Here is a 26,465-nt window from a genome sequence, read left to right as displayed (position 1 = left end):
TCCCCCTCATCTCTAGCTTACTGTCTATTATAATGGTTTCTCTTTGCCTGAGGAAATTATTCCTCTATATAGTCTTTCAATAGCAAATCCGCATAATTCATCAAGGTTTCAGTATCTTTGATATGCTTTTTAGCCTCGCTGTTTTTGCTGCGTTCCTCCATGGTTTTCAAATCGTACAAAACTTCAGGCAACTTTGCACCGGGTGCTTTATAGAATTGTTCCGACTGAATATAAGATCCGCCAGGCAAATAATAGCGCATGCCCAATAGATTTTTTTTGTATTGGAACAGGTTATGGCCCATCATCGGCTCTTCATGTTCGACTCCGAGCAAGGCCAACAGCGTCGGCATAATGTCTGTCTGTCCAGCAAGGCGTGTCATTTCTTTCTCTTCGAATAGATTTCCGCCTGTAAAAATCAGCGGAATGGTGTATTGATCTTTCAAGGAATAGTCATGCCCCAAAAAATCGCCCAATAACAATTGATCTTCTTCCGTTACCAACGTTCCGTGCATACCGGAATGATCTCCGAAAATCGCAATCAGGGATTCGTCATAAATTCCCTGGTCTTTTAATTCCTGAATAAATACACCGATCTGTTCATCTGCGTAACGGATTGACTGCAAGTAATTCCCAATATACATGTCCTGGTATTCTGAAGGCAGGTTTAAATGCTGCATGGATTCCGGCATTTCGAATGGCGTATGGCTCGTGACTGTCACAATATTGGCGTAGATGCGCTCATAAGTCTCCAATTGCCGGGGCAATTCATTTGCCGCAAAATCAAACAGCACTTCATCGGCTGGACCGAAACCGACATTTTTGATATCTGGAAGATCATCAATTGAGAAAATCTCTTCATAGCCAAGAACCGGATAAAGAACGTCGCGGTTCCAAAATGTTACATCGTCCGCATGATAAGTGGCAGAGCCGTAACCCTGCTCTTTCAATGTCCGCGCCAATGAAGGTGCTTCTTTACCGGAAAGGCTGTTTGCTGTAGGAATCATGCCTTGCGGATACAGTCCTGTATTGGTCATCCATTCGGCATCAGAAGTTGTGCCCGCTCCCACCTGCTGAAAGACATTGGAAAAATAAGCACTTTCAGTTAACAGCTTATTGAGGTTGGGCGTAATTTCCTGGCCGTTCAATGTTCGGCCAATGACAAAATTCTGCAAAGATTCCACTTGAATAACGAACAGATTGCGGCCTTCTGCAACTCCAAAACTTTCCTGTTCACTGACCTTTACAAACTCATTGCCTTTTAGCTCTTCCAGCTCTTTTGCGGAGAGTTTGCTCGAAGAGGCATGGGCAGTTTCAGTTGAACGGTTATACAATTGAACCACTTGGGACTGCAAAAAACCATTTTCTTTTGCAAAATAGGAAACGTCGATGATTGGCTGCTGAAGCGCATAGACAACCGTAACTGTGCATATTGCTGCCATGCTTACCGCCACGTACTTCATTGCAGCTGGTTTCACTGGCTGTTTCCAGCGTCGCACAAGGAATAACAGCAAAACTGCATCCAGGAAAAAAAGAAAATCCCATGGGGTCGACAGCATTGTAATCGTACCGCTGACAGAGCTTGACTGATTCAACTGCTGCAAATCGTAATAGGAAGGAATAGTAGAATAATAGCGGATATAAAGTGTGACTACGAAAAAGATGACGGAAGTGAGCAAGTTAAAAATCCAAACTGCAAGCCAAAGCTTCTTTTTAGCTAACAGCAAAACAACTGACAACAAAAAAGCCCACATCGGAAACTCAATCAACGCAATGTGTAAAATGGATTTGGTATCAAAAATAAGCACGCGAAAAACACTCACTTTGATTAACAAAAAGAGAAAAATCAATACATAAGGCAGCCCATCTGTTTTTTTCATTTGAAACACCTCTTTTCTACAGACGATTACCCATATCGGATGTTGCATAGATTTTTTAAAAAAGGGAATAGAGAATTGTACAAGTTGAACTAATGATCCCTGCCTGCCGATATTTCGGTTTTCACCATCATATCCTTTATGAAAACGGCTGGATAATCCAAGCTTGCCATTGGGACACCAGTTTTATAATAACAGCACATGCATTGTGTGGGGAGCAGATTCATTAGCTCAATTTATTAGCCTGACAAACCAGAAGGAGCGATAAGATGCAGACATTAAAAGCGATTTTTCTAAACACTTCATTAAAAAATTCAAAAGAGCCCTCTCATACAGAAGGGTTTATTCACGATGTACAAGTCCACTATAATCAGTTGGGTGTTGAATCCGAGATTATTCGTTTAGCGGATTACGACATTGCCTACGGCGTGCAGGAAGATATGGGTGAAGGGGATCAATGGCCACAGATTCTCAAAAAAATATTGGCTGCAGATATTGTCATTATTGGGACACCTCTCTGGCTTGGAGAAAAAAGCTCACTGGCCACCCAAGCAATTGAGCGCCTATATGGCAGCAGCAGTGTCACCAATGACAAAGGGCAAGCCATTTTCTATAACAAAGTCGGAGGTGTGGCCATTACCGGCAATGAAGACGGCGCCAAGCATGCTGCGGCTTCGATTCTCTATGGACTTTCACATATCGGCTTTGTCATTCCGCCTAATGTTGATGCCTATTGGGTTGGTGAAGCAGGACCCGGCGACTCCTATATGGATGCTGGACGAGACAATGAATTCACCAAATCAGCCATCCAGCGACTTGCCTACAACACCTATCATTTAGCAGGTCTGCTTAAAAACAATCCGATTCCAAATGAAGGCAATACACTTGAATAACAGAAGGCAATTCAGCCGGCAGCAATTCTACACGCTGTCGGCTTTTCTATGGAGTCAGCTCCACACTCGCTTTACAATTGGGGTGCCGTCTCTTATCTCCACTTCATAGACATCCGGGTTTGTCAGCCTTCTCCATTCTGAGAAGCCATAGCTTGCATCAATTTGCTTAAGCAGCAATCCCAATAAATTTCCATGGGTCACTGCTGCGGTCCGGTCTTCCATTTCAGTCAGTACTTCCATTGCGCGATCGGTAGCTTCTTTTCCCGATTCTCCACCAGCGAATTTCAAATCCGCATTATTGAAGGATTCCTCCAGCTTCTCCATCCAATCCGGTAAATCTTCAGAACTTAGTACACGCTCAGCCAATCGGTCATCAATTTCTATTGGCAAGTTCAGGCGATCTGCTGCCGGTTCGATAGATTGGATAGCGCGTGTAAATGGGCTCGAGATGAAATGAATCACCTGTCGATTTTGCAGGAATTCTGCCAAGTCCAGTGCCTGTTTTTTTCCTGCTTCGGTCAATTCTGCGTCGGGTGCCTGCCCAGCCGCCTGGCAATGCCTGATCAAATAAATCGTTTTGTTCATAATTCCCCACCTAACTCAATTTTGTTTCCCACTTTTCAAGTCCTATCACCCAGAAAATGTGTTAGCACTCATCTATGTTCATACTATCAATGATACGGCAGACCTAGTGCTGTTATACACCACATTCCCTTAAAACTCATTTTTTAATCTTGAAAAAACCCCTGAGCAGAAGCCCAGGAGCCGGATATTATAATTTTTTCATAAGATTCGCCATTTCAATTGCGCCTGCTGCTGACTCCCAGCCTTTGTTGCCTGCTTTTGTTCCTGCCCGCTCAATGGCTTGTTCAATAGAGTCGGTTGTCAATACACCAAAAATGACAGGAATGTCTGATTGGTCACTTGCTCTGGATACGCCTTTAGCAACTTCGCTGCAGACATAATCGAAATGAGGCGTAGCGCCTCTGATAACAGTCCCTAATGTGATGACTGCATCATAGTTTCCACTCATCGCCATTTTTTTCGCAACCAGCGGAATTTCAAAAGCTCCCGGCACCCAAGCGATTGAAACATCATTTTCTCCAACGCCATGGCGCTTTAGCGCGTCTTCCGCACCGCCCAGCAATTTGCTTGTGATAAATTCGTTAAAGCGTCCGACAACGATGCCGATCCGCAGCCCTTCACCGTTTAAATATCCTTCAAAATGTACAGTCATGCAATTCCATCTCCTCTGGTAGATTAATAGGCTGTCGTGTTTTGGTTCTCTTGCTGGTATGATACCAAGTCTTTAATGGTGAGAATTCCAAGCTCGAGCCGCTCTGCTACTTTCAGCAAATCGTCCACTCTTGCCATTGTGCCATCAGCATTCATGATTTCACAGATGACTCCTGCCGGCGGAGAGCCTGCCAGCTTCGCTAAATCAACAGCTGCTTCGGTGTGTCCCGTGCGTTCAAGCACACCGCCGTCTTTAGCAATCAATGGGAAAATATGGCCTGGACGTTTAAAATCCGCCGCTTTCGCATCCGGCTTTACCAAACTGGTGATGGTGTGGGAACGTTCATAAGCGCTGATGCCTGTCGTCGTATCTTTATGGTCAATACTGATGGTAAAAGCTGTGCCAAATTCATCCGTATTGTCATCGGTCATAAGACCAATTTCTAATTTTTGAGCGATAGATTGGGCAACGGGCACGCAAATCAGCCCTCTTCCTTCAGTCGCCATCAAATTGACGATTTTGGGTGAAGCAAACTCAGCCAGTGCGATAAAATCGCCTTCGTTTTCTCTATCTTCATCGTCAATGACGATGATGGCTTTGCCATTTTTCAAATCTTCGATGGCTTTTTCTACTGTGTAGAACATCTCTGCTGCGCCTCCCTTTAAAATCCGTTTTCAGCCAGCCAGCTTCGGCTGATTTTCGGTTCTGCTGTCTGAATGCGTTCGGTATACTTCGCCAATAAATCGCATTCAATATTGACCTTGCCGCCAATGCCTTTATCTCCTAACAACGAATCTTCCTGCGTAGTCGGAATAAGGGAAATGGCCACCGTATTATGGCCAAGTGCAAAAATGGTCAGTGAAGTCCCATCGACGGCAATCGATCCTTTCAGCATCATATACTTCATTAGCCGAGGTTCAAGCTCAATTGTTTTGGTCACGGCATTTGCTTCTTTTTTCACCGAACGGATTACGCCGACACCATCAATATGGCCGCTGACAAAATGGCCGCCAAAACGTCCGTTGGCCGGCATTGCACGTTCTAAATTTACGCGTGATCCTGCTTTTAAACCGATCATTGTCGAAGACTTGACTGTTTCCGGAATGACATCAACTGTAAAAGTGTGAGAGTTGAATGTCGACACAGTCAAACAGACGCCATTAATGGAGATGCTGTCTCCACGTTTGACGTCCTCTAGGATCAACTCGCAGGAAATGGTCAATTCCATCGCCTGCGGTTTAGAACGGACTGAGGCCACGTGGCCAACTTCTTCAACTATGCCTGTAAACATTTAGCCACACTCCTCCGTTCCGGTCGCATGAATAGATTTGATTGGGGTCGTACGGGTAATTGGGTGCTTTCCACCATGGGGCGTATGGGTGGTGAGGAAAGGAAATTTCTGTAGGTTGGTCTGTGCATGTGCCCTGCTTCTTTATCAAGATGGCCGGTTTTCCGGCAGTTTTTCGTACCTTGAAAAAGCTCTTTTTCCACAGAGGAAAGGAGCAGGATTAAAGATGGTCGCCTTGTAATTTCAGGGACTGGTCCCTCATAAAGGTTTTTGGTCATACAAATTCCTCCTTCCAATTTCAACTCAATTGAAAAGAAGAGGCACATAACGAAGCCGATCTCTAGATTCTTCTCCCATCCAGACTGTAACTGTCGGTGCCGGAATTTCACCAGCTCCACCGCTTGGACGCGCTCAGCATAGTGGCCTATGCCTGCATTCGTCTAACCGGGTCACGGACTTGCAGTTTCCTGCTCACCGCCGGTAAGGAATTTCACCTTGCCCCGAAGAATTAGATTCGTAGTTTCGTCCCTTTCATAGTAGCATAGAAAGAACGCAAACCATATAAGTTGAACCACTCAAATTATCTGATTCCGTTTCAGAAAGGGAGATTTGATATGCCACATCATCAAACTGTAAAAGGCATTAGCGTGGATGCCGAAACACGATGCGCTCATTACCATTCATCCATCGACCGGATAGCCATCAAATTTTTTTGCTGCCAGGAATATTTTCCGTGTTTTGAATGCCACGAAGCCGCTGGATGCGGCAAGCCACAGGTTTGGCCCAAGGAACAGTTTCATGAAAAAGCAGTGTTGTGCGGAACATGCGGACATGAGCTGTCAGTCGACGGCTATTTGGCCTGTGCATCTACTTGTCCAGTCTGTTCTTCGCCATTCAATCCCGGCTGCACCTTGCACAAGCATCTGTATTTCGAATAAACGCAAAAAAGCCAAGTGATAGGCATTACTGCTCTCACTTGGCTTTTTTGATGTATAAGGACATCACATACTGCTCACCTTTTGACCGCATGATCCGCCGGCCGGTATCTTTAAATCCCGCTTTTTGATACAGCCGCTGCGCCGGGATATTGCGCGCATTGACGCCCAAAACCACCTCGTCAAAATCAGGGAACTCCTCTTCCATAAATTCCGGCAATGCATAAATAGAACCTGTTGCAATGCCTCTGCCCTGAAATTTGGGATTTACAGAAAACCCTCTCAGCAGCAAAGCATGGGGATTATCAGAATACTTTTTGCGGTCTTCCGACTCGTCCAATTCAAAAAATCCTGCATCTTCGCCGCGCGCTTTAATGATGATAAAATGTTTTAACGGATCTTTCGCATCTTTTTCAATAATTTCTGTAGGCAATCGGGTAAATTCCAACTGATTTGACGGCAAATCGTAGTCAATTGACACTTTCGAGGAATACCGGTGCAATGTAACTTCCTTTTTCTTAATCACGGTGAGCAGCCTCCTTATTTACAGTAAATATCCCACTAACAATATGGATTCAACTATAGCAAACGCCTGAAAAACTGGCTGCAGCAGTGCTATTCCTTTTCCAATGTCACAACGACAATTTCCGGCAAATTGAAAATGCGCACAGGAAAAGTGCTGTTGCCAAGCCCACGGCTGACAATCATTTGAGATTGGTCTACTTCAAATATTCCTTCGGTCACTTTGGGAAACCACCCTTGTCCCGGGGAAATCAAACCGCCAAGTCCCGGTATGCGTATTTGTCCCCCGTGAGCATGTCCAGAAAAGACGACATCCACGCGATCTTCGGCGTAAATGGGAAAGTGCTCCGGACGATGGGCAAGCAGCAATGTAAAGTCATCTGTCATTTGTGCACGATCAAGGCTTTGGCGTGTTGCTTCTTCTTCATGGATATCAGGCTCCATCAATGGGTCATCGATTCCCGCAATCTGAATCGATTCTCCGTCCCTTTCCCATTCCACCGAATCGTCTGCCAAGACGTTTACGCCCCTTTGTTGCAGAGCAGCCGTAATTTCTTCCACCTGATTGGAAGCAACTTCATGGTTTCCTGTTACAAAATACACATTGCTCATCTCAACCAGTGCATCCACCAGAACCAAACTCGCCTCCAAATCATAACGATTGCTGTCAACAAGATCTCCTGTCAAAAAAATGGCATCCGGATCAGCCGCTTCCACTTTTTCTATCAATGACGATTGATTTCTTCCGAAAGTCGCATTATGCAAATCAGACACCTGAACAATTTTTGAACCGTTGAAAGCTTCTGGCAGTTCTTCAGACGCCACCGTATATTCAGTGGTTTGCACCGACTTATTGCTGTACCAGATACCACTCCATACCAATAGCACGAGCAGTATAAATACTGCGAGTTTCTTCATAACATATTACCCTCTATTCGATTCTTATTAAATCATTTGGGTCTACACGCTCCCAAACATTTTTCCTGAGCTTCCTGACGCACGTCAAGTCAAAAAAGATCCAACTTTCCTCGTCAAATATGGTCAGCCTTTTTCATCGGGTGCTGTAATCTCAATTTTTAAGCGATCAGGACTTTCCAGAAAAACCGCATAATAATCCGGACCTCCTGCAAAAGGATGGAGATCTTCATACAGCACTCGCGCTCCCCATTGTCGCATTTTTTCAGTCATCTCGTCCACTTGTGAGCGTGAAGCTGCATGAAAAGCTAAATGGTTGAGTCCTGTTCGTTTGCGGTGATATGGAATCTGAAGAAACTTTTTTTCAGTTTGTACAAATACGATATACGTGGGTCCAGACTTGTAGCTAAATCCTTGTTCCCACTCTTGAAACAATGCATAGCCAAGCGGCGGCAGCAATTCACTGTAGAAAGATCTGGATTCCCTTAAGTTTGAAACGTTCAGTTCAACATGATGGAGCATTTGATGCAACCCCTTTTTAAAATTTCAACAGCTCATAGCCTGCTTTCCTGGCTTATCGCGGGAGCCGTGCCCGAAGCGGTTAAGAAAATGATAATTCATAAGTTCAACTTATTCAGCAGTTTTCCCGCTCCTCAGCTAAACTTTAGTTTTTGCTTTATTTTTCCAAGATATCCAGCTGCCGAAAACAAGTAAGGCTAAAATGATAAGAGCAGCAATTCCAATTGCCCCTGTGAGGCTGCCGCTGTCCGGACTGTCTGCCAGCCAGGCTGCTGCATATTGGGGCAGCTTTACCGGCGAGATGGACCAAGCTGCCCCAAATAAACCGTCTGTCAGTTGAAGAATCAGGTAGATGGCAAATGCAACAGCCGCTGCAAGCCCGCCATTCGGCATAGCTGCACTCGCCGCCACTATAATGGAAACGATGAGCAGCACCCAAATGCTGTAGGTTCCAACCATTTGAAAGAGCTCCATCCCTTCAACTCGATCAAAAAATAATAAGGTATAGTAATAGCCCGCCAGAAAGCCAACCCAAACGCTCACTAAAGAAATGGCCGACGCCACTACCCATTTGCTTAGAAAATAGGCTGGAAAAGAAAGTGGGCGTACGTACAGCAAAGTAGCTGTTCCGCTTTTACGTTCTCCTGCAACGGTTCCCATGTACGCAAGAATCAGCACAGCCATCCCGATTGTTTGAAATTGTTCCATGACTGCGGCTAAAATCTGTTCGGGAGGCGGTGTTGGAAATTCAAACACAGCTCCTTCCGGCAATCCACCGGATGACTGAAGAATTTGCGGCAGAAAGAAATTTACCACGGGCTCTGTGATTCCCAAAAGAATGAAAATGGCAGGTACCCAGTAAATCTTATAGTTCCGTATATTTTCCCGCCATTCTTTTTGCATCAGAATGCTGAATTGTTTCATTTGGCAGCAACCACCTTCAGAAAAATTTCTTCCAGAGACGCTGTTTGGTAATCGACTCCCAGAATATCCTGTTTTTCAGAAGACAGAACTTCAAGCACTTGCTGCATGCTTGGTCCGTTCTTATAAACCGGGAGAAAAACAACAGCTCCTTTAAGCTCGCGCTCCCACGTCAGCCGGCCTGCGAACTCTGCCGCTTGGTTGGGGTTGGCAAAACGGATTCGGATATGCGGACTGGCATGCCGTTTCTTCACGTTATTCAGCGAGCCCTGCTCAATCAAACGCCCGTCCTTCATAAAGAGCAGCTGGTCAGTCATTTCTTCAGCATCATTTAATATATGAGTAGAATACAGGATCGTTGTATCCCGTTGCAGGGCTTTCAATAAGTCCATAATTTCCCTGCGTCCAGTCGGGTCCAGCGCTGAAATCGGTTCATCCAGCAAGAGTAGCTTGGGCTGATGGACAATTGCCTGAGCCAGGCCCAAGCGCTGCTTCATTCCACCTGAAAAAGTGCCTGTTTTTTTATTCATCGCACTCTCAAGACCTACAAATCCTAAAGTGCGTGATGCCTGCAGCCTGGCTTTCTTGGACTCGATGCCACTTAGTTTCGCAGCCATCTCTGTAAATTCAAGCGCTGTCAGCCACGGAAAGAATTGCGGATACTGAGGCAGAAAACCAATTGTCAGTCCTTCAGCCACTGTAATTTTGCCGCTCGAGGGAGACAACAGGTCAGCCAGCATCGATAAGCTCGTCGTTTTGCCTGCTCCATTTGGGCCAATCAATGCCGTGGCAGTCTCTTTCTCCAATACAAAAGAAAGGTCTTCCACTGCGCTTTCCTGTCCATAACGTTTTGTCAGTTTTTCCACTTCCAGTATGCTCAATAATTTCTCCTCCCGACAACAAAGTATAAAATAGGACCAATGATATTGATAACGACAATCAGTATGCCCCACATCCATTTGGGTCCATTTGGATTGGGATTTTTTATCAAGTCCACCAAAGCGAAAATCATTAATGCGAATTGAATGATGAGAATCGGCAGCAATGCCAAAACCAGTGTTGTTTGATCCATGAGATGTCACCTCTTTTTTTATTTCCTTGGTAAGTTCCCTACTAGATTATGTTCTCTTCATTCTCCCACATCTCCTTTATTGTCAACGCAAAAACACCGAAGCCGCTGTTCCTTCGGTGTTGGCTTTTTTCATGCCATGACAGACTGCCCCAATCAGAATCTCCTGCTATTTACCACTTTAGTTTCAAGAAAAGTTCTATCAGATAGGCCTTTTCCGCCTCTCCAATGTTCCATTGCGTGATTTCTTTCCGTACGCTGTCCTTTGTGCCAAAGCCTTTCACAAACCCGTTTAACCGGGCAGCGAAAGTTGAATCCTCCAGCAGCTCTCTTTCCGGATAAATTTTTGCCAGCTGCTCCAACGCCTTCGGATATCGCTTCAAATAATATTTTTGATGGCGTTCTTCAGCCCGGGTAAATCCGGTAAAAGGTGAAATTTCCGTTTCAATCGGCTCTTCCAATTTTGCTTCCATTTCTTTTCGAATAAGGCCGATTGTTTTGTGCTGCTGTTCTGTATGGTAATGCAATAAAGAAATATATTGTCTTCCTTTGTAATTATCACGATTCGGGTAGTGGTGTCCCCAAAATTCCCTCAGTATTTCTTCGTAACTGATTACCGATGGATCAAACTCGATTTGAACTGTTTCCGTATGGTCGCCCATCTTTCTGTAAGTAGGCGCTGGCTCCCTTCCTCCTGCAAAACCGACACGGGTTTGAAGCACACCCGGCATACCGCCAAATCTCGCCTCCGGCCCCCAAAAGCAACCCATGCCAAACGTGGCGAATTCCAATCGGTCGTCACTTTGATGGAGCCCTTCTTCAATTTGCTTGATAGCCATTTGAGGAACTTCCACTTTTATCCCCCTTTCTTTTTATCTATCGATTCCGTTTCAATTACTATACAGGGTGCTGCTATTTCCTTAAAATTAATGTAACAAGACTGCTTAGAAATTGCATGATTCCGCACTTCTATTTGCTCAAGCTAATTTAAAAGAAAGTGGGTGTGTGTGGTGAAAAGCCAAAGAAAAGAAATCATTTCCTATTTCCGGCAGATGGACCGCAGTTTTTTTATGGACTCCAACAAAGAGCTGGCCATCTTTGACCATGCCTTGCCAATCGGATTTGAACAAACCATCTCCCAGCCGTCCCTCGTTCTCGAAATGACATTGGCGCTCGACCTACAGCCAGATCAGAAAGTATTGGAGCTGGGGACAGGGTCAGGCTTTCAAACCGCTTTGCTTGCGGCTTTTTCCGGTTCTGTCTACACGATCGAGAGAATTGAAGAACTGCAGAACCGTGCACAAGAACGGCTTGGCCAATTAGGCTTTCAAAACATCCATTTCAAATTAGGCGATGGAAGTGAAGGCTGGTATGAACAAGCCCCGTTCGACCGGATCATGGTGACCGCGGCTGCATCTGAAGTACCGAAAGAGCTTTTGGAGCAGATGAATAAAGGAGGCAAGATGGTCATTCCCGTTGGCAGTTCTTTCAGCCAGGAACTGCGATTGATTGAGAAAGACAAAAGCGGCAAGCTGCATACCACTTTATTGAATGAAGTATTGTTTGTGCCATTAAAAGGTAAATATGAAAACTAAAAGATGCGCTCTACTTGGCTTCTGCCATGCTAGAGCGCATCTTTGTCCGCTGAATCAGGTGCTTTCTTCACGGTTGCCGTTGGGCTTTGCCGGTGTATTGGGAGTTTGCCACAGCAAAATCAGCCCCGTTAACAACAGCAGTACGGCTGCTATATTCCAAACGAGATCATACGGCAGCAAGTCTACTCCATACCGGATTTGGTGTAACTCCAATAGTTTATGGTGTATGATGCCATCGTACAGCTGAAAAGCTCCGGCACCGAGCAGCACACCGCCTAACCACCGTTTCGGCCACCAGGCTTTACGCCGCTGAAGATCAGCCAACAGAAACAAAGACGCTACGGTCGCAAACCAACTGAAGGCGTGAAAAAACCCATCCGAAACCAATCCCATATCCGTAGTAGAACGATCATAGAAATGATGCCAGTGCAGAAGTTGATGGAATACCGCTTCATCTATAAACGCTACTAAGCCGATGCCAAAAAGGAGTCCCGACCAGACATTTCTTTTGGAATGGACCCTTCGGTTTCTTTCTTTTGTGTAATCAGTGGTTTTGGCTGTAGGTAAAGGCATAGAATCCCCCTTTCGTGTTCGATCGGCTGGTTTAGGAGTCATATAAATCCGTTGCAGCTTTTTCCAAATAATACCCTTTCTATACTGGCACAAAACAAAAAAACTGTTGGAAAAACCTTAATTGTGATGCAATACGACTAATTTCATTGTGCAGATCTTCTATTTTTCACAAAATAAATGAAAATACCATCAAAATCCCAATATCTTTTATTCATTTCTTTATATAATTACGGAAATCCCGTATAATTAAGCCCACTAAGCTGAGTGTCTTTTACAGAAACTATTCTTGATTTCAGAGGTAAATTGATATGCTTGTTTCGAGCAGATTAAGCCTATAGAAGGGCATGCACTACTATAAGCTAACAGGCTACACAGGCCGCAGCTATAGACTAAAGGAGACCTAATCATGTCTAATGAAAAAGCAATACATACAGAAGTCGGCAGTTATATTTCCACTTTATTGCGCGACCATTTTGGAAAAGGTCCAACATCGGTATTTGTTACAGTAAAACCGCCCTTTATCTCCATCCATCTTCGTGGCTTTTTAGCTCCAACTGAAAAAATTCTGCTGAAGCAGCAGGAACATCGGAGAGTTTTGGAAACACGTGACCTATTGATGAATCAGCTGGCTGCAGATATTAAGCTGGATTTATGGAAAATCGGCAAACTGGAAGTTGATGAAGTATACGCAGACTGGAATTTAGATGATCACACAGGCATGATTTTGGCAATCATGGCAAACAAATCGCCTGCCAAAGATTTTGAATGGGAATCCGACATTGAAGTAGAAGGCATTCGGAGCGAAGTTAACGAAGCCAGCCGAAAAGCACAAAAAACGCCAGAATCGACTGAGCTGTATTGGTTGAACAACCGTACACTGTTGATCGAGAGGTCAGGAATTTTCGTTGAAATCGAAAAAGAGCTGATCCGCGGCGGGTTTATTGAAGAATTGAAATTGGTCAAGCGGCCGCTGGAACGAAGATTATTATTGCAGACTCGTTTTGAAGCTCTTTTAAAGCAGCCCATCGCAGAAGTCTTCCTCGACTGGAACTTTATCACAGACAAAGGCTATATTGTTGTGCTGCTGGATCCTGCTAAATAATAAAAAAGCCAGCTTTCCGCTGGCTTTTCAGATCAGAGACACGCTTTAAGCTGCCTCTTTTTTTTTATGGAGTTTAATGGAACTTTTTCAGCTGATAATTTGAACTTGCTGGCAATGAGGACAAAATTCATACAAATCTTTTGCCTCCAACTGTTTGATGTAATCAGCTTGATTAGTAAATTCTCTTTTTTCTACAGGTGTTTCCACAAATCCGCACCGGTCTCCTGCAAACTGCCGTTGATGAATCTTCTTTTTCTTATGATCGACGAAGTAATGCATAAAAAATCGCTTCCCTTCTTTTTTCAGGAACAAAAAAGCAATAGAAAAAGCCGAAAAGAACCGCCTTGTTTCAAGGCACTCTTTTCGGCTTTTATATCAGCTCAATCGTCTGAAATATTTAACCAAGATATAAAATTAAGTTTTGTATGGGCTACGGCCATAAAGTCAGTAAATAAATTTTCATATCAGGTTCGGAAACGCTATTGTTTTCCAAGTCTTTCTATTATATCAAACTGTGCACTAAAGGTAAAGAATACAAAAAAATTCAATTTTCCATCACTTCTGATAACTTATTTGTTCATCTACTTTTCTGCCAAACCTTTTCCCGAGATATCTTTAAATTCCTCAGCGATTCTTTCCAAAGCTTCCCGAATAAGCGGCCGTGGAGAAGGCGTGCAGATCCGTTGATAGAATTCGCCTTCTTCACCAAACATGCTGCCGTCCTCCAATAAAACATTGGCTTTGTTGTAAATCCGGTCATGAATCTCTTTAGCCGAAATGCCATATCCACTGAAATCCAGCCACATGATATAGGTTCCTTCCGGAATAGACACGTTCACTTCGGGCATTTTCTCAGCAAAAAACTCTTTTATGTAGGACATCGTCCCATCGACATAATCGGTCAGCTGTTCCAGCCAGTCTTCCCCTTCGTTATAGACTGCGATTAAAGCCGCAATAGCAAATGGGGAGGCCAATTGCATACCCATTTCAGTCGCAAACTTGGTACGCAGCTCTTCGTCCGAGATGATGACATTGGTACAATGCAGACCGGCAACATTAAAGGTTTTGTTGATCGCTGTGCAAGTAATGATATGACCGGTCTGATCGGCTACTTTCGCCATCGGAACAAATTTCTTTCCGCGGCGCAGCAGATCTCCGTGGATTTCATCAGCGACAATCAATACATTGTTTTCAAAACAAATAGCAGCCATCTTTTTCAGCTCTTCTTCGTTGAAAACTCTGCCTGTCGGATTATGCGGATTGCACAAAATGAACATTGTCGTATCGTCATCTTTTGCTTTCGCTTCAAAATCTTCGAAATCGATGGAGTAGTAACCTTCGTCATCTATTTTCAGCGCATTGTTTACCACTTTGCGGCCATTGCCTTCAATCACTGAAGTGAAGGGTGGATAAACTGGCCGTTGGATGATAATGCCTTCTTCCAGATTTGTAAATGCCTTAACTGCAATATTCAGTGCATGAACAGTTCCCGGGCTGTAAACAATCTGGTCTTTCTCTACTTTCCAGCCATGCCGTTTTTGCAGCCATGACTGAATGGCATCAAAATACTCCTCAGGAAAAACAGAATAGCCGTAAATCCGATGGTCCACTGTTTTGTGCAATGCTTCAACCAATGGCTGCGGAACCGGCAAATCCATATCGGCAGTGAACAGTGGAATGGTTTCCGCGTCGTACCTTTCCGTCAGTCCGAATTGCTTAATCAGTTCTCCTCCATCCCATTTCATGGAGTAAGTTCCTCTTCTGTTAACAGTCTCATCAAAATTATATTTCATGCGAAACTCCCTTTCCTTTGGATGTTATGCCTTGCCTTCGCTTTTCATTATTAAAGAAAAACTTGAACCATTGCAACCAAACAAGCTTTTGGATTTATCCCATCCCTCGAAAGTTACTTCTGTAGTATCATGTACAATTTAAAACTCCATTTTCAACTTGCCGTCTTCCAGCACCAGTTTGGCGTTGAACTTCTTGCCGTTTTTCGAAATAAATCCTTTAATGACAGGGGTCTTTCCTCTTGTGCACAAGTATTCAATCTGCTTGGCCGTCAATCGCTTTTTCAGAAAAGTGGCTGGAAACGATTGCTTGCAGCCATTGTCATATTCGGTGCAATTGTACGAACCTCTTCGTGATACGATCATCCCTTTTTTGCACCTGGGGCAAACGGCAATTTCATCTTTGGCGTCCGGCGTCGCCATCTTGTCCGGCAACCCGTTCTTTTGCATTTGTGCCGGGACTTCATCGAGCAGTTTCTGGATAAATTTTCCGATCGTAGCCAGGAACACTTCTGATGACCCTTCACCCTTGCCGATTTTCTTTAAATAAGTCTCCCATTTTGCGGTCATGGAGGGGCTGGACAGTAAATTCCCTTCGATCGATTGGCAAAGAATGCGTCCTTTATCCGTAATCGAAACGATATTTTTGGTGACTGAAATATATTCATGGCGTTTAATCGTTTCAATGATGCCGCTTCTTGTCGCTTCCGTACCGAGTCCTTCAATTTCCTTAAGGATCTCAGTATCTTCCACATCTTCGACAAACTTCCCACAGGTTTTCATCATGGCAATCAGTTGACCCTCCGTATAAGGTTTTGGAGGCAGTGTCATGCTTTCTTTTATATCGATTTTGCTCTTCACCCGCTCCTGCTCCCGCAACTCAGGCAAAGAGGGTTCCTGCTTCGCTTCTTTGGCAACAGGAAATAATTCTCTCCAGCCTTTTTCAAGCTCTGTTTTTCCGGTAGTGAAAAACGCCAGCCCTTTGACGTCTGTGGTCACTTTGGTCTCGGCATACCGGTAATCTTTATGGAACATTGCCAATGTTGTCCGCAGCACTTCTTCATATAGATTGCGCTCATCTTTTGCCAGCCCTGCCAGTTTTCTGGCTGTCGGTATGGTTTTTGTCGGGATGATGGCGTAATGCTCCTGAACTTTGGAACTGTCCACAAATCGCTTTTTCGGCGTTTTGGAAGCAATCGGGAATGGAGCTTCAATCAGCTGTTGGTATTTTTCAACTTGCCCTGCCAAGTAGCTAAATTCGCCCGGTGTAACATGCTGGGTGTCAGTTCTGGGATAGCTGACAAGTTTTTTTTCGTACAATCCCTGCATGACAGACAATACTTTAGCCGGACTGTATTTCCATTTCCGGTTGGCCGCTGCCTGCAGCGTCGATAAGGAATGAAGCTGTGGCGGCGGTGTGCGCTTTTCTGTCGTCTTTACTTGTGCCACGATACCATCTTCTTTAGCGGCAATAGCATATTTGGCCAACAACTCTTCGGCTTCTTTTCGCTCTTTTGCCCGCAGTTTTGCCTTTCCTTTGTAGCGGCCTTTTTCCGCGTCAAACATACCTTCAATTTCATAAAAAGGCTCCGGCACAAACGCTTCAATTTCTTTTTCGCGCTGATAGATCAGAAACACGGTCGGCGTCTGGACACGCCCGATAGCAAAAACCTCACGAATGCCCTTTTCCTGAAGCAGCAAGGAATACAGGCGGGAACCATTCATGCCGACCAGCCAATCGCTGATTTGGCGTGCTTTGGCTTCCTGATACAACAGGAGATCCTGACGGTTGTCCCGCAGCTCCTGAAAGCCTTTCCTGACTTCGTCCGCCTCCAGTGAATTGATCCACAAACGCTGAATCTTTTTGTTTTTAGCGCCTGTCTGATAGTAAATGCTATAAAATATATTGGACCCTTCCCGGTCTACGTCACAAGCGTTAATGACCGTATCGGTTTGGAAAATCAATTTCTTGATGATGCCAAATTGCTGTGCTTTGCCTCTTGCCACTTGAAACTGGTAAGTATCCGGCAAAATCGGCAGCGCAGCCAGCGACCACTTGCCCCATTTCGGGTCATAGGCCTTTGGCTCTTTCAATTCCACAAGATGCCCGATGCCCCATGTGATGTAGGCACCTTCTGGAAAAATCGCATCAGGTGCGACTTCAATGTAACCGTCGCGTTTCGTAGTTTTGAACGCTTCGGCATAGGCCTTGGCCTGACTTGGCTTTTCAGCGACTATCACTGGTTTCATGCGCTTCTTCCTTTCCGTTCGTTCCTACTCTTATTGTACTCTTCTAACCAAAGATTCAAAGCAAAAAGACAATTCCCTGCAGTTTGGGGTATAGTAGATTTTAACAGATAGAAGTCAAAGAAGAAGGAGTCGTTCACTATGAACAACAAAACTGCTTTACTGGCAGGCGCGAGCGGACTGGTTGGCAACGAATTGCTCCACATCCTTTTAAACAGCCCCAATTACAGCGGAGTAAAAATTTTGGTTCGCCGTCCGCTGGACATGACGCATGAAAAGCTCGAACAAGTGATCACGGATTTTGACAAGCTGGATCATTACGCCAAGCACTTTGACGTTGATGATGTTTTTTGCTGCCTCGGTACTACCATTAAAAAAGCGGGATCACAGGATGCATTTAAAAAAGTCGATTATGAATACCCATTAAGAATGGCTGAATTGGCCAAGTCGCAGCAAGTGAAGAACTTTTTGCTTATCACTGCTCTTGGTGCTGATGCTGAGTCCAAAGTCTTTTACAGCCGGACCAAAGGGGAGCTGCAGGTTCGGCTAAAAAAAATTGGGTTGACTTCCCTGCACATATTCCAGCCTTCTTTGCTGCTTGGAGACCGCCAGGAATTTCGTTTAGGCGAAAAAGCGGCCACGGTACTAAGTCCAGCTTTCAGCAAATTGCTGAAGGGAAAGATGAAAAAATACAAACCTGTCGAAGCGAAAGATGTCGCGCTCGCCATGTATGAAGTGGCGCAAATTGAGCGGACAGGCAAATACACCTATCCATCCCATCGTATTGAAAATATAAGTGCGCAAAGTACTTTCAGATAAAAAGAGAGGACGCCTTTTAGCAAGGCGCCCTCTCTTTTTGCATTACAGGATATCTGTCCAAATTTTAATAGCTGTTCCCAAAATCAGCAACGCCAAAATCCATTGCAGGTATTTAGTGTTCATTTTTTGTCCTAGTTTCGCTCCCAGCGGTGCTGCCAGTATACTTGCAACAATCATCACTGTTGCGGGACCATATAAAATCTGGTCCGTAACAATTTTACCGACTGTTGAACCGATAGACGAAAGAAACGTAATCGCGAGCGAAGTTGCGATGGTCATCCGGGTCGGAATTTTTAAGACAACCAGCATGATCGGCACTAAGATAAAGGCACCTGCTGCTCCAACAATTCCTGCTGCGATTCCGACGATAAATGCCAGTACTGCGGCCAGCCATTTATTGAAGGTAACCTGGTTGAGCGGGATGTCATCGACTCCTTTTTTTGGCATGAACATCATCACGACCGCAATGGTTGCCAATGCCGCGTAAACAATATTGATCCCCTGCTCCGAAAGTAAAGTGGAACCGTAGCCTCCAATAAAACTTCCCACTAAAATCGCGCCGCCCATATAAGCGATTAATGTTTTATTCAAATACCCGCTGCCACGGTATGCCCAGACACCTGCGATGGTCGCAAAAAATACTTGAATGGCACTAATTCCCGATACTTCATGTGCACTGAATGCCGTATACCCCAACATCACCGGTATATAAAGCAGCATCGGGTACTTGATGATTGATCCGCCGATTCCCACCATTCCGGAAATAAAGGAACCTACAAATCCGATGATAAAAATGATAATGATAAAGTCCAGACTCATTTTAGTTCACCTTCCTAAAAGGGAAAAGGGCATCTTGTCGATACCCTCCAATCCGGCTCTTAGCCTTTCTTGATCCAGAATGAAAAGACATCGCCATTTTCCTGCGAATCCAATAATTCGTGTCCGCCGGATTTTGCCCATGCAGCCAAGTCCGCCTTGGCACCTTTGTCAGTAGCCAAAATTTCAAGAATCTGTCCACTTTCCATTTCCTTCATTTCTTTTCTTGTTTTTACAATCGGCATCGGGCATGCCAGCCCTTTTGCGTCCAATACTTTATCTGCGTTCATCAAAATCTCTCCTTTGAGTTGTTTTTTATCTAACGTACGGCACAGCGGTTTGGCCCAATTTCCATTTCTCGCTGCACTTCTTCGTCCGGCGCGATTTGCCCCATGTTCGTCTTGCGGATGTCCTGATAGGCATTGGGCTGCGGCGGCAGGTTCTTGGTGACCATGTCGCGGAATTCCTGTTCGTCTGCAATATTCAAGCCATGATTATCTTTGAACAAGTCACCCAGTTTTTTAGCAACACTGCCATCTTTGTTCAACTCTTCCATAATCATAAAATGAGCCGGCAAAACAATGAGCTCATCTGCCAATTTTTGATAACGCGAGTAAAGAGATTCTCTCAAATCACCTACCCAGTCATCCGCAAGACCCGCGAGATCCGGCCGGCCAATAGAATCGATAAATAGAATATCGCCGGTCATCAAGTATTGGTGGTCTACGATAAATGACGTAGAACCGATCGTATGGCCCGGTGAGTAAAAGGCTTCAATTTTAATTTTCGAGCTTCCTATTGCCACTTCCAAGCCATTTTCCAAAGCTGTATAGCCAAATACAACTTCTTCTGCGTCTTTTGACGGCAAGTAGTAGTTCGCGCCTGTCGCTTCTGCAATCGCACGGCCGCCTGAAATGTGATCGGCGTGCAAATGCGTATCGAATACGTGCTTGATTACTGCACCTTTTTCCTGCGCGAAGTCCAAAAAGATATGTGCCATGCGGGTTGCATCAATAACAGCAGCTTCCCCCTCAGAGATTGCCATGTAAGACAGGCATCCCTTGCCAAGACGGACAAACTGATACAATTCGCCGCCGCCCTGCAACTCACCGACTTTTACTGGTTCCAGGTGCTCACTCCAGGCTTTCATGCCGCCTTCTAAATAAGCGGCATCAATGCCTTCATCTGACAGCATTTCTGCCACCATAACGGAAGAGCCTTCTTTTGCGCAGACTACCAGAATATCCCTGTCTTTCGGCAGTTCTGAAACCACTCTTTCGACTCCGTCCAATAAATCAAAATAAGGTGTATTCAAGTACTGGATATTGCCGCCTTCTATTTTCCAATCGGCGAAGGCATCACCGTTTCGTACATCCAGGATGAACAACGGCTCGTTATTTACTACTTTTTTTGCCACTTCGCTTGCCTTCATCGCTTTTATCGTCATTTTCTAATTACCTCCAGGGGTATATATTTATTTAAAAAAATTTACTCCGTTATACCTGTCCAATCACTCATGCCAGGTACTACATTATAGAGGCAGCCAAAACCTTTTTTGGCCATCATATCTCCTGCAATCCCGCTTCTTCTTCCTGAATGGCAAATAATGTAGATAGCATCTTCTTTAGCTAATTCATCCATTCGTGCTTCTACTTCACCTAATGGGATATGAATGGCTCCGGGAATATGAGCATCTTCGAATTCATCTTTTTCACGTACATCCAAAACCGTCATGCTCTCATTGGCTTCCACTTTTTGAGAAAAGTCAGCCAAAGAAATTTCTGGGATTGTGATTGTTTCTTCCGGAGCACCAGCTCCATCTTTACGAAGAAAATGGCGTAACACATCCCCTTCGGTTTCAGTGCCGATATATTGATGCCCTGAACTTTTTGCCCACGCTTGAAGATCCGCTGTCGATCCTTTATCTGTCGCCAGAATTTCCAGTACTTTACCTGAATCCATCGTTTTCATCATCTTTTTTGTTTTTACAATCGGCATTGGGCATGCCAGCCCTTTTGCATCTAATATTAAGTCAGTTTGTACCATTTGTTTTCCTCCTTGGAAATTTGCCTGTTCTTTAGCAGGCTGTTAGTTTGTTTCGCCATTCCAGTCCAGCATTCCGCCATCCATATTGGCAACGTTGTATCCCAGATTTTCGAGAAAACGGGTAGCTTGTCCGCTGCGTCCGCCTGATCGGCAAACCATAATGTATTCTTTTGATTTATCAAGTTCGCTCATTTTAAATTCCAATAATCCTAAAGGAATATTGATGGCACCTGGAATTTTTCCTGCCGCTACTTCATTGGTTTCCCGAACATCGATCAAGCCGATAGACTGTTTGCTTTCTACTAATTCTTGAACTTGTTGAGTTGTCATTGTTTTCATAACCCAGTTCTCCTTTATCTGCGGTAAGTGCTCATGCCGCCTCTGATATTTGTTATGGCGGTGAACCCATTTTTCTTCAATAATTGGCTGGCTTTGCTGCTGCGCATGCCGCTTTGGCAAATCACCAGTACTTCTTTATCTTTTGACAATTCACTCATACGCTTCGGCAACTCATTTAATGGAATGTTTTTGAAACCTTTAATATGGTTCCCTTTAAATTCTCCCGGTGTCCGAACATCGATATACTGCCTATCTTTCTTGCCGAGCTGCGTTTTTAAATCTTCTGTAGAAATCGATTCGACTCCCTTAGCTGGTGGCGTGAACCGGTAAGCCACCCAAAGAACAGCTGCTCCAATCAAGACCCATATAATCCATTCCATGCTGCATCTTTCCCTTCCGCTTTAAATGCGATTAGATGAATAAATTGACGTTGCCGTCTTCGGCATCTCCAAGGTAAGCTGCCACTCCTGCATATTCAACTCCATCCAACAATTCTTCTTTCTGCAAACCGAGAAGATCCATTGTCATCGTGCAAGCGATCATTTTTACCTCCTGTTCCTCTGCCATTTCAATTAATTGAGGCAAAGTGAGCGCATTATGCTTTTTCATGACCTGTTTGATCATTTTAGGTCCCATTCCGCCAAACTGCATATTTGACAAACCAAGTTTATCCGCACCTCTAGGCATCATTTTCGCAAACATCATTTCCAGGCGCCCTTTTTTCAGCGCTGGCGGATTTTCTTTCCGCAATGCATTCAATCCCCAAAATGTATGGAAGATTGTCACTTCATGATCGTATGCTGCAGCACCATTGGCAATGATATAAGCTGCCATCACCTTATCGTAATCTCCGCTGAATAATACGATCGTTGTTTTCTTTTGCTCTTGTGCCATTTTATTGCCTCCACTTCCAATTACCCGTAGGGGTATATTTTGTTGCGAAAAAAAATGACGTTTTATAGTGGCGCCGCACTTTCTAATACCCTAACCGGTATATTAAAGAATATATTCCCTGCTGTCAAATAAAAAAATTTTTATCGGCTCTTTACCAGCAAGTCTACAGCTTCTTTTACCATACCTTCTGTGCTTTCACCTTTTTCGATGCTTTCACGTACGCAAGTTTCCAGGTTATCACTGACGATTACACCGATAGCACGATCAACTGCACTTCTTACTGCGGACAACTGCATGACAACGTCTCTGCAATCTTCGTCATTCTCCACCATTTTGAGAACACCGCGAAGCTGGCCTTCTATTCTTTTCAATCGATTCTCGACAAGTTTATCGTATTTCATCTTCATTCTGCCTCCTGTATTACAAAGGATGTATTGCTAACTCTTATAGTATACCCCTAAGGGTATGAAGTCAACACATGAGCTCGCATGAATAATTGCTTTCGAAAACGAGCGGGGTTAAACCCGTTTCGCGACGCCCATCTTCATTAAGCTGACTGGTCAATGCACTTGATTAACCGTTCTTCAATATCTTCAGCAATCGATTTGATATTCTGATCTTCTACCATACTAATTAAAGCTGTGGGCTTTGGCATTCCGATCTTCACACCATCGCTTTCCTTATAGACAACGATTTTGCATGGCAAAAAATAGCCAATCATCAAGTTTTCCGATAACACACGGTTGGCTTCTTTCGGATTGCACACTTCTAAAATGGTGTAGGGGGTATCGAAATCTTCTCCTTTTTCCTGAAGTTTTGCCGTTAAATCGAAATTCCATAGAATTCCGAATTGCTCCGCCTTTAGATTTTCTTCTAATGCCTCTACGGCTTCACTCACTGTTTTGGATGTATCTACTGTGTAATTGAACATGGTTTGTTTCCTCCTCTTACTGTTTTAGGACCTACAAGTACCCTACCCGGTATATACAATCGTAAACACAACGACAAAATTGGCAAAAATAAAAACCTTCAGCCTTGATAGGATGAAGGTTTTAAAAGATCTAGCTTCCTGCTTTAATATCCGCCTGCAATTCTATTTCCACATTGCCTTGAATGGCGCGTGTGATCATACAGGAGCTTTCAGCTTTTTCCGCTAATTTCTGTGCTAATGATAAGTCCTTTTCAGAAGCGCCAGCTTTCAGTACCACTTTTGGTTTATGGATGATGCGTTTATAAGTGATTACGCCTTTTTCCACTTCTACAATGCCTTCCGATTCCATCGTCAAGGACTGTTTTTCCAGCTTGCTGCGTTCCATCATAGCGGCAAGCGTAATGATGTAGCAAGTTGCAGCTGCGCCCAGCAGCATTTCATCCGGATTCGTGCCGATCCCGGGACCGTCCATTTCAGGAGGAATCGAAATTTGCGTTTTTAAACCGCCAACTTCAATATTTCCTACATCGTTTCGGAGACCTGGCCAATCCGCCTTTAAATGAAAACTGTGCAATGTCATCGAGTTTCGCTCCCTTGATTCATGATTTTTTTCATCTCATCGAGCCGCGGCATCGCAGTCAGTGCTCCTGCTTTTGTCGCACAAAGCGCCCCTAATTTATTGCCAAAATCAGCACATTCTACGACTTCCTGCTGGGTTTCAGGCAAGCCAAGCAAATGGACGTGACGGATGACGCCTGCCATAAAGGCATCCCCAGCGCCCGTTGTATCCACTGGCTGAACAGGAATGACAGGAACATGGTGAGTGTGATTTTGAAAAACCGCATGCGTCCCATTTTCACCATCGGTTACAAAAACCAACGGAATAGAAAAGTGCGATAACCGAGAAATTCCTTCTTCCAGAGATTCGGTTTCCATTAGGAAAGCCAGTTCTGCGGTTGTCAGTTTGACAATGTCAGCCAATGGCAGAAAGCCGAGTACCGTTTCACGGCAATGCTCTTCACTTTGCCAGCGCAGCGGACGAATATTAACATCATATGAACAAAGAACGCTATGCTCTTTTGACAGTTCCAGAGCTTTTCGGGTTGTGGCCCTTGCCTCAGGATGGAAAAGAGTTCCCGAACAAAAATGAAAGACACTTGCCCTTTCGAAAGCTTCCCTTTTTAGTTCATGGCCCTCTACTTGAAGGTCGGGTGTTTCATTGACATAATCCGCAAACACACGGTCAAATTCCGGCGTCAGGTGAATGTAGACACCGCTCACCCGCTTTTCCGGAACCGTGATGGCGTGCGTTAAATCGACGCCTTCTTTCACTAATTCATGTCGGACAAAAGCCGAGGTTTCATCGTCGCCGGTAATTGTAATAAATCTCGAGGGCAATCCCAGTCGGCTGATACCTGCGGCCACATTTACTGTAGCGCCTCCCAAATGGCGGTTGAATCGGTCGTTTGTTGTATTTGCTGCAATATAATCGACAAATGCATCTCCATAGGTCAAGACGTGCCTGGTGGTTTCCATGTTTCGCCTCCTTCATGCTAAAGGGCTGTTTGGCTGATATACTATTATTTCAGTCATAGCAGAGTTAATGCAAGCAAAAGGAGTGGATCCCAATGAATATTATCATTAGACAAGCACGGCCGGAAGATGCAGAAAAAGCAGCCCCGCTCATCATCAATGCAATCGGCGATATCGCCAATCATATGACCGCGCAGCAAGAGCCGGAAGCTGTGCTGAAAAAAGTAGAAGAGATGGTTCGCGGTGAACATACGCGCCACAGCTATCGCTCCACTTACACAGCTGCAGCAAATGGCGATATCGCCGGTATTTTGGTGCTTTATCACGGCAATCAAGCCGAAGATTTGGACCTTTATTTGATTGAACAACTCAAAAAGCAGGGCCATGAACGGACGATCGAACCCGAAGCCCATGCCGATGAATGGTATATCGACACCGTTTCAGTCGATCCGAAATACCAGGGCCAAGGAATTGGTTCAAAACTGTTCGATTTCGCTGAGAAACTGGTTGCGGCTCAAGGAGGCGGCAAGCTTTCGCTGAATGTTGATGTGGATAAAGAAGGCGCTATCCGCTTATACAAACGCCTCGGCTACTCCATTTCCGAACCATGGACGATTCTCGGTGAGCCGTTTCACCACATGGTCAAAATGATTCCTTAAAGTGGCTGAAGCGCTCTTTAAATATGACGAAAGCCGCTCCAGATTTTTCTCAGGAGCGGCTTTCTTTCTATAACATTCGATAGAATTCTTTGAGTGAATGATCCTTCTTCTATTCAGCCATCCATTCGGGTTTGCCGAAACCTTCGAATTCCGCGTCGATTACAGCTTCAAATTCTTCCGACTCTACAACTTCCACTAAGTCAGCAGCCAATTCACTGTCTTCATTTTCAGCAGTAACCGCCACGACGTTGCGATATTCGTCCGGCATGTTTTCTAATACCAGTGCATCAAGTAGATTCATTTCAGCTGCTAATGCAAAGTTGCCAGGTACAGCCGCTAAATCAGAACCATCAACTGCGCGCGGCAGCTGGCCTGCTTCGATCGGCTGGAACACCAGGTTCTTCGTATTTGTAATAACATCCCTTTCCGAAGCCTGCAGGACATCCGCATCAGGATCCAATTCGACCAAGCCCTCAGCTTCAAGCATCAGCAAAGCACGTGCTCCGTTTACCGGATCATTCGGAATCGCGATGGTTGCCCCATCCTCGATGGCTTCCAATGAATCAAATAGATTTGAATAAATCCCCATTGGAGCAGTCGGTACTGTAGTCAATGCCGACAAATCCATGCCTTGCTCCTGTTCAAAGTTCTCCAGATAAATGGTGTGCTGGAACAGGTTGGCATCGATATCTCCGCCATCAAGTGCCACATTGGGCTGGATGTAATCGCTGAACTCAACAATTTCCACCGTATAGCCCTTTTCCTCTAAACCAGGCACGATTGCTTGGTTTAGCATATCGCTGTATGGTCCCGCAGTTGCCCCTAGTTTAATATCTTTTGAAGCTTCTTCAGATGAGCCTGAAGAGCCACTTTCTTCTCCACCGCCGCATGCTGCCAAAGCCAATGCACTCGCTGCTACTATCAATCCAAATTTTTTCATGTTATTCT

The 26,465-nt window shown here is 44.7% G+C and carries 33 protein-coding genes, 1 pseudogene and 1 riboswitch; of the genes and pseudogenes, 6 read left to right on the top strand and 28 right to left on the bottom strand.

Features of this window, described 5'->3' with window-relative positions; all coding sequences use genetic code 11:
• Positions 1-56: 56 nt before the first annotated feature.
• The gene (locus tag QOZ98_RS04225) at positions 57-1,877 is read right to left on the bottom strand and encodes an LTA synthase family protein (protein ID WP_308786259.1); all 1,821 of its coding nucleotides are present in this window, start codon (positions 1,875-1,877) and stop codon (positions 57-59) included.
• Between the two features lie 266 nt (positions 1,878-2,143).
• Between QOZ98_RS04225 and QOZ98_RS04220 the strand changes: the two genes are divergently transcribed.
• Positions 2,144-2,767 carry a flavodoxin family protein gene (locus QOZ98_RS04220; protein ID WP_308786258.1) on the top strand — a complete coding sequence of 208 codons (624 nt, stop codon included), beginning with the start codon at positions 2,144-2,146 and terminating at the stop codon, positions 2,765-2,767.
• Between the two features lie 54 nt (positions 2,768-2,821).
• Here QOZ98_RS04220 and QOZ98_RS04215 read toward each other — a convergent pair whose 3' ends face one another.
• The 4 genes and pseudogenes from QOZ98_RS04215 to ribE all read right to left on the bottom strand — a co-directional run bounded on the left by QOZ98_RS04215 (position 2,822) and on the right by ribE (position 5,295).
• Complete coding sequence (locus QOZ98_RS04215) at positions 2,822-3,352, bottom strand: histidine phosphatase family protein (protein WP_308786257.1); 531 nt, start codon at positions 3,350-3,352, stop codon at positions 2,822-2,824.
• A 187-nt stretch (positions 3,353-3,539) separates the two neighbouring features.
• Positions 3,540-4,004, bottom strand: a complete 465-nt coding sequence (gene ribH, locus QOZ98_RS04210) for a 6,7-dimethyl-8-ribityllumazine synthase (protein ID WP_142826867.1) — start codon at positions 4,002-4,004, stop codon at positions 3,540-3,542.
• Positions 4,005-4,045: 41 nt separating this feature from the next.
• Positions 4,046-4,648: pseudogene (ribB, locus tag QOZ98_RS04205) on the bottom strand (3,4-dihydroxy-2-butanone-4-phosphate synthase); the annotation flags it as partial.
• Positions 4,649-4,665: 17 nt separating this feature from the next.
• Entirely contained in the window at positions 4,666-5,295 is a 630-nt protein-coding gene (gene ribE, locus QOZ98_RS04200; protein WP_308786255.1) for a riboflavin synthase, read from the bottom strand.
• A 338-nt stretch (positions 5,296-5,633) separates the two neighbouring features.
• A riboswitch (FMN riboswitch) is annotated at positions 5,634-5,804 on the bottom strand.
• 102 nt (positions 5,805-5,906) lie between these two features.
• Between ribE and QOZ98_RS04195 the strand changes: the two genes are divergently transcribed.
• On the top strand, positions 5,907-6,230 hold the full coding sequence (locus QOZ98_RS04195) for a CHY zinc finger protein (RefSeq protein ID WP_308786254.1): 324 nt from the start codon (positions 5,907-5,909) through the stop codon (positions 6,228-6,230).
• A gap of 34 nt (positions 6,231-6,264) precedes the next feature.
• Here QOZ98_RS04195 and QOZ98_RS04190 read toward each other — a convergent pair whose 3' ends face one another.
• The 7 genes from QOZ98_RS04190 to msrA form a co-directional block, all read right to left on the bottom strand.
• Positions 6,265-6,753, bottom strand: a complete 489-nt coding sequence (locus QOZ98_RS04190) for a GNAT family N-acetyltransferase (protein ID WP_308786253.1) — start codon at positions 6,751-6,753, stop codon at positions 6,265-6,267.
• Positions 6,754-6,842: 89 nt separating this feature from the next.
• Entirely contained in the window at positions 6,843-7,667 is an 825-nt protein-coding gene (locus QOZ98_RS04185) for a metallophosphoesterase (RefSeq protein WP_308786252.1), read from the bottom strand.
• 123 nt (positions 7,668-7,790) lie between these two features.
• Positions 7,791-8,186 (bottom strand): VOC family protein, encoded by a 396-nt coding sequence (locus QOZ98_RS04180; RefSeq protein WP_308786251.1) that lies wholly within the window; start codon positions 8,184-8,186, stop codon positions 7,791-7,793.
• Positions 8,187-8,321: 135 nt separating this feature from the next.
• Positions 8,322-9,107 (bottom strand): ABC transporter permease, encoded by a 786-nt coding sequence (locus QOZ98_RS04175; protein WP_308786250.1) that lies wholly within the window; start codon positions 9,105-9,107, stop codon positions 8,322-8,324.
• Entirely contained in the window at positions 9,104-9,985 is an 882-nt protein-coding gene (locus QOZ98_RS04170) for an ABC transporter ATP-binding protein (RefSeq protein WP_308786249.1), read from the bottom strand. Before QOZ98_RS04170 ends, QOZ98_RS04175 begins: the two co-directional genes overlap by 4 nt.
• Positions 9,982-10,176, bottom strand: a complete 195-nt coding sequence (locus tag QOZ98_RS04165) for a PLD nuclease N-terminal domain-containing protein (RefSeq protein ID WP_308786248.1) — start codon at positions 10,174-10,176, stop codon at positions 9,982-9,984. The genes QOZ98_RS04170 and QOZ98_RS04165 overlap by 4 nt, the downstream gene beginning before the upstream one ends.
• Positions 10,177-10,346: 170 nt before the next feature.
• On the bottom strand, positions 10,347-11,027 hold the full coding sequence (gene msrA / locus QOZ98_RS04160) for a peptide-methionine (S)-S-oxide reductase MsrA (protein WP_308786247.1): 681 nt from the start codon (positions 11,025-11,027) through the stop codon (positions 10,347-10,349).
• Between the two features lie 156 nt (positions 11,028-11,183).
• Between msrA and QOZ98_RS04155 the strand changes: the two genes are divergently transcribed.
• Entirely contained in the window at positions 11,184-11,768 is a 585-nt protein-coding gene (locus QOZ98_RS04155) for a protein-L-isoaspartate(D-aspartate) O-methyltransferase (RefSeq protein ID WP_308786246.1), read from the top strand.
• Between the two features lie 54 nt (positions 11,769-11,822).
• Here QOZ98_RS04155 and QOZ98_RS04150 read toward each other — a convergent pair whose 3' ends face one another.
• The gene (locus QOZ98_RS04150; RefSeq protein ID WP_308786245.1) at positions 11,823-12,341 is read right to left on the bottom strand and encodes a DUF2243 domain-containing protein; all 519 of its coding nucleotides are present in this window, start codon (positions 12,339-12,341) and stop codon (positions 11,823-11,825) included.
• Between the two features lie 406 nt (positions 12,342-12,747).
• On the opposite strand from QOZ98_RS04150, the gene QOZ98_RS04145 reads away from it, so the two are divergent.
• Positions 12,748-13,443 (top strand): DUF2294 domain-containing protein, encoded by a 696-nt coding sequence (locus QOZ98_RS04145; protein ID WP_308786244.1) that lies wholly within the window; start codon positions 12,748-12,750, stop codon positions 13,441-13,443.
• A gap of 87 nt (positions 13,444-13,530) precedes the next feature.
• Here the strand turns inward: QOZ98_RS04145 and QOZ98_RS04140 are convergent, their stop codons facing one another.
• From QOZ98_RS04140 to QOZ98_RS04130, 3 genes are all read right to left on the bottom strand, one after another.
• Positions 13,531-13,722: a hypothetical protein gene (locus QOZ98_RS04140; protein ID WP_308786243.1), complete on the bottom strand. Its 192-nt coding sequence runs from the start codon at positions 13,720-13,722 to the stop codon at positions 13,531-13,533.
• Positions 13,723-14,024: 302 nt separating this feature from the next.
• Positions 14,025-15,236 (bottom strand): MalY/PatB family protein, encoded by a 1,212-nt coding sequence (locus QOZ98_RS04135; protein WP_308786242.1) that lies wholly within the window; start codon positions 15,234-15,236, stop codon positions 14,025-14,027.
• A gap of 138 nt (positions 15,237-15,374) precedes the next feature.
• The gene (locus QOZ98_RS04130) at positions 15,375-17,483 is read right to left on the bottom strand and encodes a type IA DNA topoisomerase (RefSeq protein WP_308786241.1); all 2,109 of its coding nucleotides are present in this window, start codon (positions 17,481-17,483) and stop codon (positions 15,375-15,377) included.
• Positions 17,484-17,621: 138 nt separating this feature from the next.
• Here QOZ98_RS04130 and QOZ98_RS04125 point away from each other — a divergent pair, with 138 nt between their 5' ends.
• Positions 17,622-18,299, top strand: coding sequence for an oxidoreductase (locus QOZ98_RS04125; RefSeq protein ID WP_308786240.1), 678 nt, complete (start codon positions 17,622-17,624; stop codon positions 18,297-18,299).
• 42 nt (positions 18,300-18,341) lie between these two features.
• On the opposite strand, the gene QOZ98_RS04120 is transcribed toward QOZ98_RS04125, so the two are convergent.
• The 11 genes from QOZ98_RS04120 to QOZ98_RS04070 form a co-directional block, all read right to left on the bottom strand.
• Positions 18,342-19,118, bottom strand: a complete 777-nt coding sequence (locus QOZ98_RS04120; protein WP_308786239.1) for a sulfite exporter TauE/SafE family protein — start codon at positions 19,116-19,118, stop codon at positions 18,342-18,344.
• 59 nt (positions 19,119-19,177) lie between these two features.
• Positions 19,178-19,405, bottom strand: coding sequence for a sulfurtransferase TusA family protein (locus QOZ98_RS04115; RefSeq protein ID WP_308786238.1), 228 nt, complete (start codon positions 19,403-19,405; stop codon positions 19,178-19,180).
• Between the two features lie 29 nt (positions 19,406-19,434).
• Positions 19,435-20,562, bottom strand: coding sequence for an MBL fold metallo-hydrolase (locus tag QOZ98_RS04110; RefSeq protein ID WP_308786237.1), 1,128 nt, complete (start codon positions 20,560-20,562; stop codon positions 19,435-19,437).
• 41 nt (positions 20,563-20,603) lie between these two features.
• Positions 20,604-21,161 carry a sulfurtransferase TusA family protein gene (locus QOZ98_RS04105; protein WP_308786236.1) on the bottom strand — a complete coding sequence of 186 codons (558 nt, stop codon included), beginning with the start codon at positions 21,159-21,161 and terminating at the stop codon, positions 20,604-20,606.
• 42 nt (positions 21,162-21,203) lie between these two features.
• Entirely contained in the window at positions 21,204-21,500 is a 297-nt protein-coding gene (locus tag QOZ98_RS04100; RefSeq protein ID WP_308786235.1) for a rhodanese-like domain-containing protein, read from the bottom strand.
• A gap of 14 nt (positions 21,501-21,514) precedes the next feature.
• Positions 21,515-21,880: a rhodanese-like domain-containing protein gene (locus QOZ98_RS04095; RefSeq protein ID WP_308786234.1), complete on the bottom strand. Its 366-nt coding sequence runs from the start codon at positions 21,878-21,880 to the stop codon at positions 21,515-21,517.
• Positions 21,881-21,911: 31 nt separating this feature from the next.
• A complete protein-coding gene (locus QOZ98_RS04090) occupies positions 21,912-22,394 on the bottom strand; it encodes a DsrE/DsrF/DrsH-like family protein (protein ID WP_308786233.1) in 483 nt (160 codons plus the stop codon).
• 140 nt (positions 22,395-22,534) lie between these two features.
• Entirely contained in the window at positions 22,535-22,795 is a 261-nt protein-coding gene (locus QOZ98_RS04085) for a metal-sensitive transcriptional regulator (protein ID WP_142826841.1), read from the bottom strand.
• A gap of 146 nt (positions 22,796-22,941) precedes the next feature.
• Complete coding sequence (locus tag QOZ98_RS04080) at positions 22,942-23,325, bottom strand: DUF302 domain-containing protein (RefSeq protein WP_308786232.1); 384 nt, start codon at positions 23,323-23,325, stop codon at positions 22,942-22,944.
• 130 nt (positions 23,326-23,455) lie between these two features.
• A complete protein-coding gene (locus QOZ98_RS04075; RefSeq protein ID WP_308786231.1) occupies positions 23,456-23,905 on the bottom strand; it encodes an OsmC family protein in 450 nt (149 codons plus the stop codon).
• Positions 23,902-24,861, bottom strand: a complete 960-nt coding sequence (locus tag QOZ98_RS04070) for a carbohydrate kinase family protein (protein ID WP_308786230.1) — start codon at positions 24,859-24,861, stop codon at positions 23,902-23,904. Before QOZ98_RS04070 ends, QOZ98_RS04075 begins: the two co-directional genes overlap by 4 nt.
• Positions 24,862-24,953: 92 nt before the next feature.
• Here QOZ98_RS04070 and QOZ98_RS04065 point away from each other — a divergent pair, with 92 nt between their 5' ends.
• Positions 24,954-25,517, top strand: a complete 564-nt coding sequence (locus QOZ98_RS04065) for a GNAT family N-acetyltransferase (RefSeq protein ID WP_308786229.1) — start codon at positions 24,954-24,956, stop codon at positions 25,515-25,517.
• Positions 25,518-25,626: 109 nt separating this feature from the next.
• Here QOZ98_RS04065 and QOZ98_RS04060 read toward each other — a convergent pair whose 3' ends face one another.
• Positions 25,627-26,457 carry a MetQ/NlpA family ABC transporter substrate-binding protein gene (locus tag QOZ98_RS04060; RefSeq protein WP_308786228.1) on the bottom strand — a complete coding sequence of 277 codons (831 nt, stop codon included), beginning with the start codon at positions 26,455-26,457 and terminating at the stop codon, positions 25,627-25,629.
• Between the last annotated feature and the right edge of the window lie 8 nt (positions 26,458-26,465).

This window comes from Planomicrobium stackebrandtii, from assembly GCF_030814955.1.
GTDB classification, from domain to species: domain Bacteria; phylum Bacillota; class Bacilli; order Bacillales_A; family Planococcaceae; genus Planococcus; species Planococcus stackebrandtii.
Note: the sequence above shows the minus strand (reverse complement) of the source record. Positions and strands in the feature narration are given on the sequence as shown.